Below are 16,875 nucleotides of genomic sequence, written 5' to 3' on the forward strand. Positions count from 1 at the left end.
TACAGTATTGACCTCGCGGGATAGGCTGCTTTTTGCTTGAATCGTGCCAAAAACCGCCGGCCGGGCACTCCGCCAAGACGTATCAATTGCGCTACACTGCGCCGCTTGTGCAGATCGAAGAGTTTGAAGGACAACCATGACGTTCAAGGCGCCGGACAGCCTCGCCGAGCAAATCGCTCACCACCTCGCCGAACGCATCATTCGTGGTGAAATGAAGCCCGGGAGCGCATCCAGGAACAGAAGGTCACGCAGGCGCTCGACGTCAGCCGTGGTTCGGTCCGCGAGGCCTTGTTGATTCTCGAGCGTCGTCACCTGATCGCGATCCTTCCGCGACGTGGCGCCCACGTGACCGAGCTCACCGCGCACAAGGTGCGGAGCCTGTGCACGCTGATGGGCGAGATGTACATCCTGCTGGCCAACGCCGTGGCCACTGGCTGGAAAGTCCAGGCCGACCTGGCGCCGTTCGTGCAGATCCAGCAGCGCCTGACCGCCAGCTACGAACGTCAGGACATTCATACCTTCGTCGACGACAGTTTCAATGTGATGCGCGCCACGTATCCGTTCGCCAACAATCCTTATCTACAGGAAACCGTCGAGAATCTGCAGCCGGCCATGAGTCGTGCCTACTTCCTTGCCCTGGATCAGCGCAAGGCCTCGATGAGCGAGTATCTGGAGCTGTTCGAACGCCTGCTCGCCGCCGTGGTTGCCCGTGACTTTCCACAGATCCGCGAAGTGCTGACGGCTTACGGCCAGCGCAGTTGCGATCTGGTGATCTCTGCCCTGACGGACGCTTAAGCGTGCGGCTCAAGTGCATCAAGCTGGCAGGATTCAAATCCTTCGTCGATCCGACCACGGTGAACTTCCCCAGTAATATGGCGGCGGTGGTCGGGCCCAATGGTTGCGGCAAGTCGAACATCATCGATGCCGTGCGGTGGGTGATGGGCGAGAGCTCGGCCAAGAATTTGCGCGGCGAGTCGATGACCGACGTCATCTTCAACGGTTCCACCAGCCGCAAACCGGTGAGTCAGGCGAGCATCGAACTGGTGTTCGATAACTCCGACGGCACCCTGCTCGGTGAATACGCGGCCTACGCGGAGATTTCCATTCGCCGCAAAGTGACCCGCGACAGCCAGACCACCTATTACCTTAACGGCACCAAATGCCGTCGCCGGGACATCACCGACATTTTCCTCGGCACCGGCCTGGGCCCGCGCAGCTACTCGATCATCGAGCAGGGGATGATCTCCAAGCTGATCGAGTCCAAGCCCGAAGACCTGCGCAATTTCATCGAAGAAGCGGCGGGGATCTCCAAGTACAAGGAGCGCCGGCGCGAGACCGAAAACCGCATCCGCCGTACTCACGAAAACCTCGCCCGCCTGACCGACTTGCGCGAAGAGCTCGAACGTCAGCTCGAACGCCTGCACCGTCAGGCCGAGGCGGCCAAGAAGTATCAGGAATTCAAGGGCGAGGAGCGTCAGCTCAAGGCGCAACTGTCGGCCCTGCGCTGGCAGGATCTGAACGATCAGGTTGGCCAGCGTGAAGCGATCATCGGCACCCAGGAAATCAGTTTCGAAGCGCTGGTGGCCGAGCAGCGCAACGCCGATGCCAGCATCGAACGCTTGCGTGACGGGCACCATGATCTGTCCGAGCGCTTCAATCTGGTGCAGGGGCGCTTCTATTCGGTCGGCGGCGACATCGCCCGGGTCGAGCAGAGCATCCAGCACGGTCAGCAGCGCTTGCGCCAGTTGCAGGACGACTTGAAAGAAGCCGAGCGTTCGCGCCTGGAAACCGAATCGCACCTGAGCCTTGACCGCACCTTGCTGCTGACCCTCGGTGAAGAGCTGGACACACTCACCCCGGAGCAGGAAATTACCAGCGCCGCTGCCGAAGAGGCCGCCGCCGCGCTGGAAGAATCCGAAACCACCATGCACGGCTGGCAGGAGCAGTGGGACACATTCAACCTGACCGCCGCCGAGCCTCGGCGTCAGGCCGAAGTCCAGCAGTCGCGTATCCAGCAGCTGGAAACCAGCCTGGAGCGTCTGGCCGATCGCCAGAAGCGCCTCGGTGAAGAACGCGCCTTGCTCTCGGCGGACCCGGAAGATGCGGCGATCATGGAGCTCAATGAGCAACTCGCTGAATCCGAGGCGACCCTCGAGGATTTGCAGACCAGTGAAGAAGCTCAGGTTGAAAAGCTTGAACAACTGCGCCAGCAATTGCAGCAAGCGCTGTCGGCGCAGCAACAGGCGCAGGGCGATCTGCAACGGCTCAATGGGCGGCTGGCTTCGCTGGAAGCCTTACAACAAGCCGCACTCGACCCAGGCACTGGCACCGCAGAATGGCTGCGCGAACAGCATTTGGCTGATCGCCCGCGACTCGCTGAAGGGCTGAAAGTGGAAGCCGGTTGGGAGTTGGCGGTAGAAACCGTGCTCGGCGCCGACCTGCAAGCGGTGCTGGTGGACGACTTCAACGATTTCGATCTGTCCGGGTTTACCCAAGGCGATCTGCGTTTGCTCAGCCCGGTCAGCGATGGCGTGCGAGTGCCTGGCAGCTTGCTGGACAAGGTCGAGGCGCAGATCGATCTTTCGCCGTGGCTCGGCCAGGTCAAACCGGTGGAAAGTCTTGAGCAGGCCCTGGCCCTACGCGGTCAGTTGGCCGCCGGGCAGAGCCTGATCAGTCGCGACGGTTACTGGGTTGGCCGGCACTTCCTGCGCGTGCGCCGCGCCAGTGAAGCAGAAAGCGGTGTGCTGGCCCGTGGTCAGGAAATTCAGCAACTGAGCCAAGATCGCGAAGCGCTTGAAGCCACCGTCGAAACCCTGGAAAGTCAGTTGCAAAACCTGCGGGCGCAACAACGTCAGCAAGAAAACGGCCGCGAACATTTGCGTCGTTTGCTGCAAGACGAAGCCCGTCAGCAAGGCGAATTGAAAGCTCAATTGTCGGCCGGCAAAGCCAAGGCCGAACAGTTGACCTTGCGCCGCACCCGCCTCGATGAAGAGATTGCCGAGTTGGGCGAACAACGCACTCTTGAGCACGAAAGCATCGGAGAAGCGCGCCTGCAATTGCAGGAAGCTCTCGACAGCATGGCGCTGGACACTGAGCAGCGCGAGTTGCTGCTGGCCCAACGCGACAGCTTGCGCGAGCGACTTGACCGAGTGCGTCAGGAGGCACGGCAGCACAAGGATCACGCCCATCAACTGGCGGTGCGCCTGGGTTCTCTCAAGGCGCAGCATGATTCGACGCGCCAGGCGCTGGAGCGTCTGGAAATGCAGTCCGAGCGCCTGACCGAAAAGCGTGAGCAATTGAGCCTCAATCTGGAGGAGGGCGAAGCACCGCTGGAAGAGCTGCGTCTGAAACTTGAGGAGTTGCTCGACAAGCGCATGACCGTCGACGAAGAACTCAAGACCGCGCAGATCGCCCTGGAAGATGCCGACCGCGAATTGCGTGATGCCGAGAAACGCCGCAGCCAGGCCGAGCAGCAATCGCAGCTGATCCGTAGTCAGCTCGAACACCAGCGCATGGAATGGCAAGCCCTGACCGTGCGCCGCAAGGCATTGCAGGACCAGTTGCTCGAAGACGGTTACGACCTGCATGGTGTGCTCGCCACGCTGACCGCCGAAGCCAGCGAAAAAGCCGCCGAGGAAGAACTCGAGCGTATTGCAGCGCGCATTGCGCGCCTCGGTGCGATCAACCTCGCGGCCATCGACGAATACCAGCAACAATCCGAGCGTAAACGTTATCTGGATGCGCAGGACGCCGATCTGGTGGAAGCGCTCGAGACACTGGAAAACGTGATTCGCAAGATCGACAAGGAAACGCGCAACCGCTTCAAAGATACCTTTGATCAGATCAATGGCGGTTTACAGGCGCTTTTCCCAAAAGTTTTCGGTGGCGGTCGCGCGTATTTGGAACTGACGGGCGAAGATCTACTCGATACAGGGGTGACGATCATGGCGCAGCCGCCCGGAAAGAAGAACAGCACCATTCATTTGCTCTCCGGTGGCGAAAAAGCCCTGACGGCATTGGCCCTGGTTTTTGCGATCTTCAAGTTGAACCCGGCGCCGTTCTGCATGCTCGATGAGGTTGATGCGCCATTGGATGACGCTAACGTTGGACGCTACGCACGGCTGGTTAAAGAGATGTCGCAAACGGTGCAGTTCATCTATATCACCCACAACAAGATCGCCATGGAAATGGCGGATCAACTGATGGGTGTCACGATGCACGAGCCCGGTTGTTCGCGTCTGGTGGCAGTGGATGTCGAGGAGGCGATGGCGATGGTGGATGCCTGAGTCGCCGACTGTAGGACAAGTGTTGAACGACTGTAAGACAATTTACTGGTCTTAACTTGCTGGCCAATCGACATATTCGCTAAAGCCAATGTTATAGACGGTGTAAAGTTACCTTTGGTCGTGCTAGTTTAATGTCAATTTTTCGTATACGTGGGTAAAACGCCTGTCAGAACATAGAGTTGGCGCCACGTTTTAAAGGTGTTTACAGGTTGTAAACCCCTTATTTTTCAGCATTTTTTATAGAGGCACGGGATTACATGGAAATCGGTCTGCGCGAGTGGCTGATCGTCATCGGCATTATTGTCATTGCCGGTATTCTTTTCGATGGCTGGCGCCGCATGCGCGGCGGCAAGGGAAAACTGAAATTCCGTCTTGACCGAAGTTTGTCCAATCTGCCGGACGAGGACACCAGCCCCGAGCTGTTGGGCCCGTCCCGCGTGCTGGACGACCATAAGGAACCGCATCTGGACGAGCAGGATCTACCGTCGGTGAGCATGCCGGCACGCGAGCCCCGCGAAACCCGTGAATCGGGCTCCAAGCGCGGTAAACGCGGGGGCGAGCCGTCCCAGGGAGACTTGAACCTCAACCTCGATCTGGCTAGCGGCCCAAGCTTCAGCAGCCGCGATGACGATTTTGTTGAAGATACCAAGGCCTCGACTTCGGTCAGCGAAAAAGATCAGCCACAAGCCGAAGAAGTGCTGGTGATCAGCGTAATTTGCCGTGACGCGGCGGGCTTTAAAGGCCCGGCATTGTTGCAGAACATTTTGGAAAGCGGTCTGCGCTTTGGCGAAATGGACATCTTCCACCGTCACGAAAGCATGGCTGGCAATGGCGAAGTCCTGTTCTCGATGGCTAACGCGGTCAAGCCAGGCGTCTTCGATCTGGATGACATCGATCACTTCAGTACACCGGCGGTAAGTTTCTTCCTCGGTCTGCCAGGCCCGCGTCATCCCAAGCAAGCCTTCGACGTGATGGTAGCCGCGGCGCGCAAACTGTCCCAGGAGCTGAACGGCGAACTGAAAGACGATCAGCGCAGCGTGCTGACTGCCCAAACGATCGAGCACTACCGTCAGCGCATCGTTGAGTTCGAGCGTCGCGCCCTGACCCAGAAACGTTGAATTCGGGATCGCGTGGGCGTTCGTGCCGCGACCGCCACGCCCTTTAGGAGCCAAGCTTGCCGGCGATGGCGTACTTGAGTTCGCCTTCGCCGGCAAGCCTGGCTCCTACAATGAATCAACGCCGCACCACAAATTGAGCAGCCTCGGCTGCTCTTTTGCTTTATGAGAGAACACCCATGACCGCCGCCAAAAACCGCATTCTAGAACTGCGTGCCGAGCTGGATCAGCACAACTATCGCTATCATGTGCTGGACGAACCGAGCATTCCGGACGCCGAGTACGACCGGTTGTTCAGCGAACTCAAGGCGCTCGAGGCAGCCAATCCCGAACTAATCACCAGCGACTCGCCGACCCAGCGAGTGGGCAGTGCGGCGTTGTCGGCTTTCACCCAGGTGCGCCACGAAGTGCCGATGCTCAGCCTCGGCAACGCGTTCGAAGAAACCGACATGCGCGAGTTTGATCGCCGGGTAACCGAGGGCCTGGATTTGCCGGCCGGTGATCTGTTCGGCGGCGGCGCGGCGGTTCAATACAGTTGCGAACCCAAACTCGATGGCCTGGCGGTCAGCCTGTTGTATCAGGATGGCGTGCTGGTGCGCGGTGCCACGCGTGGTGACGGCACCACCGGCGAAGACATCAGCGTCAACGTGCGCACTGTGCGCAACATTCCATTGAAACTGCACGGCGCCGGTTGGCCGACGACTCTGGAAGTGCGCGGCGAGGTGTTCATGTCCAAGGCCGGATTCGAGCGGCTCAATGCCACGCAACTGGAGGTCGGCGGCAAGACTTTTGCCAACCCGCGCAATGCGGCGGCGGGCAGTCTGCGTCAACTGGATTCGAAAATCACCGCCAACCGACCACTGGAATTCTGCTGCTACGGCATCGGCCAGGTGTCCGCGGATTTCGCCGACACTCATATCGGCAATCTGCAACAGCTCAAAGCCTGGGGCATGCCGATCAGCCATGAACTGAAGCTGGCGAACGGTATCGATGAGTGCCTGGATTACTACCGCCATATCGGCGAACGCCGCAACGCGTTGCCCTATGAAATCGACGGCGTGGTGTTCAAGGTCAACAGTATTGCCTCCCAGCGTGAGCTGGGTTTCCGCGCCCGCGAACCGCGCTGGGCCATCGCCCATAAATTTCCAGCCATGGAAGAACTCACCGAGTTGCTCGACGTGGAGTTTCAGGTTGGCCGCACCGGTGCGGTCACGCCAGTGGCGCGTCTGAAACCGGTCAAGGTCGCCGGTGTCACCGTGGCCAACGCGACGCTGCACAACATGGATGAAGTGGCGCGTCTTGGCCTGATGATCGGCGACACGGTGATCATTCGTCGCGCTGGCGATGTGATTCCGCAAGTGGTGCAAGTGGTCACCGAGCGTCGCCCGGACAATGCGCGGCCGGTGCAAATCCCGGAACGCTGCCCGGTCTGCGGCTCCCACGTCGAACGTACGCAACTGGTCAAACGCAGCAAGGGCCGCGAGACCGTCACTGAAGGCGCGGTGTATCGCTGTGTCGGTCGACTGGCCTGCGGCGCGCAACTCAAGCAAGCGATCATTCACTTCGTTTCCCGTCGCGCGATGGACATCGAAGGTCTGGGCGAGAAGAGTGTCGAGCAACTGGTGGATGAAGGCCTGGTGAATTCACCAGCCGATCTGTACGCCCTGACGTTTGAGCAAGTGGTGGATCTGGAAGGCTTTGCTGAACTGTCGAGCAAGAACCTGCTCGGCGCCATCGAAGACAGCAAGAAGCCGGGCCTGGCGCGCTTCATCTATGCCCTCGGAATTCCCGATGTCGGCGAAGAGACGGCCAAGGTGTTGGCGCGTTCGCTGGGCTCGCTCGAACGGGTGCAAAAAGCGCTGCCGCAAGTGCTGACGTACCTGCCGGATGTCGGCCTTGAAGTCGCTCATGAGATTCACAGCTTCTTTGAGGATGCGCATAACCAGCAGGTGATCGCCGATCTGCTCAAGCACGGATTGCAAATTCAGGATCAGGGCGAACTGGGCGCCGAATTTGCCGCCAGTACGACCTTGGGTGGTTTCCTCGACAAGCTGCATATTCCTTTGGTCGGGCCGGGCGGGGCACAGAAACTCGCCGACAAGTTCGGTTCGCTGCAAGCGGTGATCAGCGCTGACTGGCTGGACATGCGTCAGGCGTTGCCGGAGAAGCAGGCCAACTCGGTTCGTGAGTTTTTTGCGGTCGAGGACAATCGTCGGCAGGCCGAAGCTGCCGAAAAACAACTGGCCGATTTTGGCATGCACTGGCACAGCGAAAAGAAAGTCGTGGAAGGTTTGCCGCTGGCCGGCCAGACCTGGGTGCTGACTGGCTCCCTGGAGTTGATGAGCCGCGATGTGGCCAAGGACAAGCTCGAAAGCCTCGGCGCCAAAGTCGCCGGCTCGGTATCGGCCAAGACCCATTGCGTGGTGGCGGGTCCGGGGGCGGGGTCAAAGTTGACCAAGGCCAATGAACTGGGGTTGAAGGTGCTGGATGAAGAAGCGTTTGTCGGGTTTCTGAGCACGCACGGCATATCCGTGTGATGCCATGATCGTTCCCACGCTCTGCGTGGGAATGCCGCCAGGGACGCTCCGCGTTCCGCTTTTGTATGTGACGCAGAGCGTCACGGGATGCATTCCCACGCAGAGCGTGGGAACGATCTTCGTCGGGGAATGATCTAGTCTTGGCAAGCCTCAGGGAGAGATCGCCATGTACCGTTTCTTCGAACAGCTCAGCTCGCGCATCGCCGCGCCTTTCATTGGTGAAAGTTCGCGTAACAGCAAGGTCTGGCCCTGTCGTTGCGGGCAGTCGCTGTTCTTTCGCAACAGTCAGTGTCTGGCTTGTTCGGCGGCGTTGGGCTATCAGCCGGAACAGAGTCGCTTGTCCTCATTGCAACCGGGTGTGCAATCGGACACCTGGTTACTTGATGTCGATCCCGAGGCTGGCCTGTTTCGCCGTTGCGCCAATCTCGATTCCCCCGCAGCCTGTAATTGGTTGCTGCCCGCCAATGATCATGATGCCTTGTGCATCGCCTGTAGCCTGAATCGCACCATTCCTGATCTATCGATAGCCGAAAACCACGAACGCTGGTGCAAGGTGGAAACCGCCAAGCGGCGTCTGATCGCGCAATTGGTCAGCCTGGGTCTGCAGGTGATTCCCAAAACCGTCGACGAAGAGGCTGGCCTGGCCTTCGATTTCGTCGGCGTGGACCTCGAAGGCAAACCGCCGACCACGGGGCACGCCAACGGTTTGATTACCCTGGATATCAAAGAAGCCGATGACGCCCATCGCGAACAGGTTCGAGTGCAGATGCACGAACTCTATCGCACATTGCTCGGGCATTTTCGTCACGAGGTCGGGCACTACTATTGGGACCGGTTGATCGCCAACAGCGATTGGCTGGAACTGTTCCGCGGGTTGTTCGGCGATGAACGCGCCAGCTACGCCGAGGCACTGGATCGGCATTACCAGCAAAGAGCGCCGCTTGATTGGCAACAGCAGTACGTCAGCGCCTACGCCACCATGCACCCTTGGGAAGACTGGGCTGAAACCTGGGCGCATTACCTGCACATGATAGACGCGGTGGATACGGCGCTGGGGTTTGGCATGAGTGCCCGGGAAATGGACTTCGACTATCAGCCATTTCCACCGGATACCCTCTACGACCCACAACATCCCGGCGCAGCGGCATTCCTGTCGTTCGTCAACGCCTGGATCGAACTGGCCGGCATGCTCAATGAGCTGTCGCGCAGCATGGGCAGCCGGATTTTTATCCCTTCGTGCTGCCACCGGCGGTAATCGCCAAGCTGCACTTTATTCATCTGGTGATTCAGCGCGAGGGCGGCAGGGCGGATGAGGTGCTGCAAGACCTGTAGCAGCTGCCGAAGGCTGCGTTCGGCTGCGTAGCAGTCGTCAATCCGGTACACGCGGTATATCTGATAAAAAGAGTTGCCTGACTACACGACTGCTTCGCAGCCGAACGCAGCCTTCGGCAGCTGCTACAGAGGTCTTTTTTGCGTTCTGCATGTCATTGAAGCTGCTCATATTTTTTAATCCGTGCGAACGGTTGTAACTTCGTCTCAGATAGGTACAATGGCGCGGCTCACCGTCAGGTGGGCAGCGTTATGGTGACCCCATTGGTCCCCCGCAACGATTACCCGTGAACCTGGTCAGAGCCGGAAGGCAGCAGCCACAGCGGGAACATTGTGTGCCGGGGTGTGGCTGGTGGGGTCGCCACCTTAACGCCACGCGAACCCTCTTCGCGTTTCTATTTGAAAATACTTTTATTGCGCTGCGATGGATTTTGTCCATGGCGGTTTTTTGTCGTTACCGATTTGTGAAACGACATGAAAAGGAGGCCGACCTGTTGAATGACAAGTCGGCCTCCTTTTTTCTTTTCTGGCTCTAAGGCTTGGACAAGGCCTGGTCAACCGCTGCGATCAGCTTTCCCAGATCCTTCGGGGTGGCTTTATGTATGACATCGAACAGGTACGCCCGCTGTTCATCCTCATCGCCCAGATCGGCGAAAAAGGCTTTCAGCTTCACGCCCAGCACATCGGCAAGCAGGAACAGTACGTCCACGCTGGGGGTGTAGGTACCCGTTTCGAAGCGGCTGATGGTTTTGGGGTCAAAACCGGTTTTTTCGCCAAGTTCAGCCTGAGTGAGCCCCGCGACCTTGCGGTAGCGTCGAATGGCCGGACCCAAACTTGAAATTTGCATCGCTCAATTCCCATTTTGAATCAAGAACTTAACGACAGATTTTTGCAACAGACAACGGCATGATTCATCACCTTGTCTTGCAAAATGTGATGTATTTCGTAGAATCGCCGCCAAAAATGGGCACTTAGTGGCCTGTTCTCAGAAGTTCGATCAATATAATAGAGCCAACTTGGCGCTCGCTCACAGCGTCGCGGGAGTCTTTGGTTAGCCCTCATACCTTGCAAAAGGTTTTCGGTATGAGTGTTGCCGACTCATAGGGTTGCGCCGCCAATGTTAGCAACAGCGAGTCTGACTCATGGATGAGAAGTACCGCAGGGCCGTGGATGCCGCCGCGATTTTTTCCGAGACCGATCTGACCGGCCGGATTACCCACGTCAACGATCAATTCTGCGCGGTCTCCGGCTACAGCCGGGAAGAACTGCTCGGGCAAAATCATCGCATGCTCAATTCCGGCATGCACTCGGCCGAGTTTTTCGCCGGCATGTGGCGCACCATCGCCATTGGCAACGTCTGGAAGGGCGAAATCTGCAACCGTGCGAAAGATGGCAGTCTGTATTGGGTCGAAAGCACTATGGTGCCGGTCCTGGATAAAGCCACCGGACGCGTGCAGCGTTATTTGTCGATTCGTTTCGATATCAGCGAAAAGCGGCAGCTGCTGCATTCCCTGCAATGGCGAGTCGGCCATGACGTGTTGACCGGGTTGCCCAATCGCGCGTTTCTCGCGGACTTGCTGGATCAGGCGCTGGAGTTCTCGCGTCAGGAAAGTATTCCCTTGGCGGTGTGCATGCTCGACCTCGATGGCTTCAAGGCCGTCAACGATGGCTACGGGCATGCCAGCGGTGATCTATTGCTGGTGGAAGTAGCCAAACGATTGCGCGGCATCGTACGCAGCGAGGATGTGGTGGCGCGGCTGGCCGGTGACGAGTTCGTGCTGGTGTTGCGTTATGTACGGGACTTGCCGGAATTGCGCGCGGCGCTGAACCGGGTGCTGGACGCAATCTCGATGCCGTACTCGCTCAATGGCAAGGATATCAATGTGTTTGCCAGCATCGGCGTCACGCTGTTCCCCCGCGACAGCGAAGATGCCGAAACCCTGTTGCGCCACGCCGATCAGGCGATGTACGTGGCCAAGCAGAGCGGCCGCAAGCGTTTTCATCTATTCGATGTATCCCGGGATCGAGAGGTCAAGGTCACTCACCAGACCGTTGAGCGGGTGCGTCAGGCGCTGATTGGCGACGAGTTGCGCGTGCATTTTCAGCCCAAGGTCAACATGCGTCGCGGCGAAGTCGTCGGTTTCGAGGCGTTGTTGCGTTGGGAGCACCCGCAAAACGGCATCGTACCTGCCCGGGATTTTTTGCCGCTGGTTGTAGAGACCGACCTGATCGTCGAAATCGGCGAATGGGTGATGGATCAGGTGCTGACGCAGCTGGATCAGTGGCGGCAAGCCGGGCACGACTGGCCGGTGAGCGTCAACATCGCGACGCGGCATTTTCAGCGGGCGGATTTTGTCGATCGGCTCAAAAACGTCCTGGCGCGGCATGCCAGGGTTGCGCCGCAGCGACTTGATCTGGAAATTGTCGAGTCGGTCGCCATTGAGAATATCCAGCACGTCGGCGACTGTTTACAGGCTTGTCAGGCACTGGGGGTACAGTTTTCACTGGAGGATTTCGGCACGGGTTATTCGCCCCTGAGCTACCTCAAGCGGTTACGTACCCAAACCATCAAAATCGATAAATCCTTTGTGCGCGACATTCTGCATGACGGCGACGACCGTGCCCTGACCACCGCGATCATCGGCCTGGCCCGGGCGTTTGGTCGGCAGGTGATTGCCGAGGGACTGGAAAGCGTCGAGCACGGTGAGTTGCTGTTGCAGTTGGGCTGCGACGTGGCCCAGGGTTATTTCATTGCCCGGCCAATGCCGTCCACAGAAGTTCCGGGGTGGGTGGCAGGGTTTGTTGTACCGCCGCAATGGCAGGCGCCGGATCAAGTGGCATGAACTCCATTGTCAGGCGTATGAAGATCAAATGTGGGAGCGGCGGTCGACGATTCTACTTGCTCGCGATAGCGGTTTTTCATTCAAAATTGATGTCGACTGACTCGCCGCCTTCGCGAGCAAGCCCGCCTCCACAGGGCGCAACAAAAAGCAGCTTAGCCAGATTAGACGAGCGCACCGGATGCAATTTTGGCCTTGCTCCGCTAGCATTAGCCGCTTCTGCTTCCCAGTAGTGATGGTTTTCGATGAGTTATCAGGTTCTTGCACGTAAATGGCGTCCGCGCTCGTTCCGCGAAATGGTCGGCCAGACCCATGTGCTCAAGGCTCTGATCAATGCCTTGGACAGCCAACGGCTGCACCACGCCTACCTGTTCACCGGTACGCGCGGGGTCGGCAAGACCACCATCGCGCGGATCATCGCCAAATGCCTGAACTGTGAAACAGGTATCACTTCGACGCCCTGTGGCGAGTGCTCGGTTTGCCGCGAGATCGATGAAGGCCGCTTTGTCGACCTGATCGAGATCGACGCCGCAAGCCGGACCAAGGTCGAGGACACCCGCGAACTGCTCGACAACGTGCAATACGCGCCGAGTCGCGGACGCTTCAAGGTCTACCTGATCGACGAAGTGCATATGCTCTCCAGCCATTCCTTCAATGCGCTGCTGAAAACCCTCGAAGAACCGCCACCCTACGTAAAATTCATCCTGGCTACCACTGACCCGCAGAAACTTCCTGCAACGATTCTCTCGCGGTGCCTGCAGTTCTCCCTGAAGAACATGACGCCGGAGCGCGTGGTCGAGCACCTGACCCATGTGCTTGGTGTTGAGAACGTGCCGTTCGAAGACGATGCCCTGTGGTTGCTGGGCCGCGCCGCCGATGGTTCGATGCGCGACGCCATGAGCCTCACCGACCAGGCGATCGCCTTCGGTGAAGGTAAAGTCATGGCCGCCGACGTGCGGGCGATGCTCGGAACCCTCGATCACGGTCAGGTCTATGACGTCCTGCATGCGCTGATCGAAGGCGATGCCAAGGCCTTGCTCGAAGCCGTCCGTCACCTGGCCGAACAAGGCCCGGACTGGAACGGCGTGCTCTCGGAAATTCTCAACGTGCTGCACCGTGTCGCTATCGCCCAGGCCTTGCCTGAGGGCGTCGACAATGGTCATGGCGACCGTGACCGGGTGCTCGCGCTGGCCCAGGCCCTGCCGGCCGAAGATGTGCAGTTCTATTACCAGATGGGCCTGATCGGCCGCCGCGACTTGCCGCTGGCGCCAGACCCAAGGGGCGGCTTCGAAATGGTGCTGCTGCGGATGCTTGCGTTCCGGCCCGCCGACTCCGCGGACGCCCCGAGGCAATCGCTAAAGCCAGTGGGGATCAGCCAGGCCACAGTTGATTCCGCCAAATCCGTGGCTGCCGCGCCCGTTGTTGCGCCGGTAGTCGCTGCGGCAGTTGCCCCCGTCGTGCCTGCGCCAGTCGTTGCTCCGGCGCCAGCTCCCGCACCTGAGCCGGTTGCGCCGGTGGTGACACCTGAGGCTGTAGTCGAGGCGGTCGTGGTCGAAGAAGTTGTCGATCTGCCGTGGAATGACCCGATCGAGCCGGCCGCCGTCCAGCAGCCAGCAGTGGAGCCGGTGCTGGAAACCGCCAGCGAACAACCCGAATTGCCACCGATGCCGTTGCCGACGCCTGACAGCGTAGTGCCGGACGCACCGGAGTGGGCCGCTGCGCCGATTCCGGAACCGTCCGTGGCCGAAGTCGATGCCGCCACGCCGGGCATGGATCAGGACGACGAGCCGCCGCTGGACGAGGACTACATCGAGCCGGACATGGATTCGGCTTACAGCTACCTCGATGAACTGGCCAGCGAGCATGCCGCCGAGCCGACGCCGGAACCCGAGCCTGAGCCCGCCGCCGCGCCGGCCACGGGGCTGGCCCTGCAATGGCTGGAGCTGTTCCCGAAACTGCCGATCTCCGGCATGACCGGCAGCATCGCCGCCAACTGCACGTTGATCGCAGTTGATGGCGACAATTGGCTGTTGCACCTGGACCCTGCCCACAGCGCCTTGTTCAACGCCACACAGCAGCGTCGCCTCAACGAAGCATTGAATCAGTACCACGGGCGTCCCTGACCCTGAGCATGGAGCTGATCAAGCCCGAGCAGGAAACCCCTGCCCAGGCGGCGTCTCGCCGTCGTGCCGACCGTCAGCGCGAGGCCGAAGAGTCGATCCACGGCGATCCGTTCATCCAGCAAATGATGCAGCAGTTCGGTGCGGTGATCCGTAACGATACTATTGAACCTGTCGAAGCCCTGGTCAGTCAGGGCTAATAACTGAAGGCGTTCGGCCGAAAGGGCCGGACGCCGTTTTAATCCAAGTACTTTTGAGGTGATTACCATGATGAAAGGTGGCATGGCCGGCCTGATGAAGCAGGCGCAGCAAATGCAGGAAAAAATGGCCAAGATGCAGGAAGAACTGGCCAACGCCGAAGTCACCGGTAAAGCCGGTGGCGATATGGTCACCGTGGTGATGACCGGTCGTCATGACGTCAAGCGCGTAACCATCGACCCAAGCCTGGTTGAAGGTCTGAGCGAAGACGACAAGGAAATGCTGGAAGCGGTATTCGCTGCGGCGGTCAACGACGCCGTGCGCAAGATCGAAGCCAACAGCCAGGACAAGATGGGCAGTATGACCGCTGGCATGCAACTGCCACCGGGCATGAAACTGCCGTTCTGATTCGCTAAAGCGCGTCGGATGGGCTACATAAAATGCCAGGCATCGCGCCTGGCATTTTTGTTCCTGGCTGTTGGAGATGTGTTGTCCTTGAGGCCTTCTTCGCGAGCAAGCCCGCTCCCACATGGGTTTTGTGAATACTGGAGATCAAATGTGGGAGCGGGCTTGCTCGCGAAGAAGTCGACTCGGTCTTAAAGTAGAAACATCGAACGCGATACCTTCATCAAGGTCTGCTCCCTATATTCAACTCATCGACCAAAGGAGACGCTGACATGTCCGATCCATTGACCCTCAACCAGCGCATCGTCCTGGCCTCGCGCCCGGTTGGCGCGCCGACGCCGGAAAATTTTCGTCTGGAGCGGGTCGCGCTGCCCGATCTGGCCGACGGTCAGGTGCTGCTCAAGACTCTTTATCTGTCGCTGGACCCTATATGCGCGGACGCATGAGCGACGCGCCGTCCTACGCAGCCCCGGTGGAAATCGGTGAGGTGATGACCGGTGGCGCCGTCAGTCGGGTTGAGCGTTCGCTCAATCCCAGGTTTCAAGAGGGCGATCTGGTGGTAGGTGCTACCGGTTGGCAGAGCCACAGCATCAATGACGGTCGCAGCATCATGCCGATTCCGTCAGGGCTGCCGAGCCCGTCGATGGCCCTGGGCGTACTGGGTATGCCGGGCATGACTGCCTATATGGGGTTGATGGACATCGGCCAGCCGAAATCCGGCGAGACCCTGGTGGTCGCGGCCGCATCCGGCGCAGTGGGATCGGTGGTCGGGCAAGTGGCGAAGATCAAAGGATTGCGCGTGGTCGGCGTGGCCGGTGGCGCGGACAAGTGTCGCTACGTGGTTGAAGAGCTGGGCTTTGATGCTTGTATCGACCACAGGAGCCCGGACTTCGTCGATGAACTGGCTCAGGCGTGCCCCAAGGGTATCGACATCTACTACGAAAACGTCGGCGGCAAGGTGTTCGATGCGGTGGTGCCGTTGCTCAATCCAAGGCGCGGATTCCGCTGTGTGGCCTGATTGCTTCCTACAACGCCAGCGAAGCGCCGAGCGGGCCGGATCGCCTGCCGCTATTGCAGCGCACGTTGCTGACCAAGCGCGTGCGGATTCAGGGCTTCATCGTGTTCGACGACTACGGTGACCGTCAGCCGGAATTCGCCAGCGCCGTGGCGCCGTGGGTGCGCGACGGCAAGGTGAAGTTTCGCGAAGACGTGGTCGATGGCCTGGAAAATGCGCCCTCGGCGTTCATCGGTCTGCTTGAAGGACGCAACTTCGGCAAACTGGTGGTTCGGGTCGCCCAGCATTAATTGACGCTCATTCGAGGCGCGGGTATAAACCGCGTCTCGTTGTTATGTCGGACTTTTTCCCATGAGCTTCAGCCCTTTGATTCGCCAACTGATCGATGCCCTGCGAGTTTTGCCTGGCGTGGGTCAGAAAACCGCCCAGCGCATGGCATTGCAGTTGCTCGAACGTGATCGCAGCGGCGGCTCGCGACTGGCACTGGCCCTGAGTCAGGCCATGGAAGGGTTGGTCACTGCCGTTTGTGCCGCACGCTGACAGAAGATGATCTCTGCCCGCAATGCGCCGATAACCGTCGTGACGATACGCTGCTCTGCGTCGTGGAAGGACCGATGGATGTCTACGCCGTCGAGCAGACCGGTTTTCGCGGTCGCTACTTCGTGCTCAAGGGCCACCTGTCACCCCTCGACGGCCTGGGCCGGAGGCTATTGGCATTCCTCAGTTGATGGCGCGGATCGAGGAGGCGGGTACGTTCGCTGAAGTGATCCTCGCCACCAACCCGACTGTGGAAGGCGAAGCCACGGCGCACTACATCGCCCAATTGCTCAGCAACAAAGGCCTGATCGCTTCGCGCATCGCCCATGGCGTGCCGCTGGGAGGGGAGCTGGAACTGGTGGATGGCGGGACGTTGGCGCATTCGTTTGCCGGTCGTAAGCCCATCACTCTCTAAGCATTGTGGCGATTCGACCGACGCCTTCGCGGGCAAGCCTCGCTCCTACAGTAATTCGCGCGAACCTTGTAGGAGCGA

At 59.4% G+C, this 16,875-nt stretch carries 6 protein-coding genes, 1 other RNA gene and 5 pseudogenes; 11 read left to right on the top strand and 1 reads right to left on the bottom strand.

What is annotated here, in order from left to right; all coding sequences use genetic code 11:
- Nucleotides 1-136 precede the first annotated feature (136 nt).
- The 6 genes and pseudogenes from CES87_RS17400 to ffs all read left to right on the top strand — a co-directional run bounded on the left by CES87_RS17400 (nt 137) and on the right by ffs (nt 9,625).
- Nucleotides 137-795: pseudogene (locus tag CES87_RS17400) on the top strand (GntR family transcriptional regulator).
- A gap of 2 nt (nt 796-797) precedes the next feature.
- Complete coding sequence (smc, locus tag CES87_RS17405) at nt 798-4,286, top strand: chromosome segregation protein SMC (RefSeq protein WP_128607109.1); 3,489 nt, start codon at nt 798-800, stop codon at nt 4,284-4,286.
- A gap of 257 nt (nt 4,287-4,543) precedes the next feature.
- A complete protein-coding gene (gene zipA / locus CES87_RS17410) occupies nt 4,544-5,404 on the top strand; it encodes a cell division protein ZipA (RefSeq protein WP_128607110.1) in 861 nt (286 codons plus the stop codon).
- Between the two features lie 176 nt (nt 5,405-5,580).
- Entirely contained in the window at nt 5,581-7,938 is a 2,358-nt protein-coding gene (gene ligA, locus CES87_RS17415) for an NAD-dependent DNA ligase LigA (RefSeq protein WP_128607111.1), read from the top strand.
- Between the two features lie 166 nt (nt 7,939-8,104).
- Nucleotides 8,105-9,270 (top strand): annotated as a pseudogene (locus tag CES87_RS17420) (putative zinc-binding metallopeptidase).
- Nucleotides 9,271-9,529: 259 nt separating this feature from the next.
- Nucleotides 9,530-9,625, top strand: an RNA gene (ffs, locus tag CES87_RS17425) — signal recognition particle sRNA small type.
- A gap of 174 nt (nt 9,626-9,799) precedes the next feature.
- Here ffs and CES87_RS17430 read toward each other — a convergent pair.
- A complete protein-coding gene (locus CES87_RS17430) occupies nt 9,800-10,114 on the bottom strand; it encodes a helix-turn-helix domain-containing protein (protein ID WP_128607112.1) in 315 nt (104 codons plus the stop codon).
- Between the two features lie 295 nt (nt 10,115-10,409).
- On the opposite strand from CES87_RS17430, the gene CES87_RS17440 reads away from it, so the two are divergent.
- From CES87_RS17440 to recR, 5 genes and pseudogenes are all read left to right on the top strand, one after another.
- A complete protein-coding gene (locus CES87_RS17440; RefSeq protein ID WP_128607113.1) occupies nt 10,410-12,110 on the top strand; it encodes a bifunctional diguanylate cyclase/phosphodiesterase in 1,701 nt (566 codons plus the stop codon).
- 242 nt (nt 12,111-12,352) lie between these two features.
- A pseudogene (gene dnaX / locus CES87_RS17445) lies at nt 12,353-14,427 on the top strand (DNA polymerase III subunit gamma/tau).
- Nucleotides 14,428-14,494: 67 nt separating this feature from the next.
- Entirely contained in the window at nt 14,495-14,833 is a 339-nt protein-coding gene (locus CES87_RS17450; RefSeq protein ID WP_007933349.1) for a YbaB/EbfC family nucleoid-associated protein, read from the top strand.
- Between the two features lie 269 nt (nt 14,834-15,102).
- Nucleotides 15,103-16,135, top strand: a pseudogene (locus CES87_RS17455) (NADP-dependent oxidoreductase).
- Nucleotides 16,136-16,196: 61 nt separating this feature from the next.
- Nucleotides 16,197-16,797, top strand: a pseudogene (gene recR / locus CES87_RS17460) (recombination mediator RecR).
- Nucleotides 16,798-16,875 lie beyond the last annotated feature (78 nt).

Origin of the sequence: Pseudomonas sp. ERMR1:02 (genome assembly GCF_002277815.1) — a bacterium.
Classification (GTDB): Bacteria; Pseudomonadota; Gammaproteobacteria; order Pseudomonadales; family Pseudomonadaceae; genus Aquipseudomonas.

Coding starts and splice junctions, on each gene's coding strand:
- zipA (WP_128607110.1), top strand. CDS start 4,544: ATGGAAATCGGTCTGCGCGAGTGGCTGATCGTCATCGGCATTATTGTC.
- ligA (WP_128607111.1), top strand. CDS start 5,581: ATGACCGCCGCCAAAAACCGCATTCTAGAACTGCGTGCCGAGCTGGAT.
- CES87_RS17430 (WP_128607112.1), bottom strand. CDS start 10,114: ATGCAAATTTCAAGTTTGGGTCCGGCCATTCGACGCTACCGCAAGGTC.
- CES87_RS17440 (WP_128607113.1), top strand. CDS start 10,410: ATGGATGAGAAGTACCGCAGGGCCGTGGATGCCGCCGCGATTTTTTCC.
- CES87_RS17450 (WP_007933349.1), top strand. CDS start 14,495: ATGATGAAAGGTGGCATGGCCGGCCTGATGAAGCAGGCGCAGCAAATG.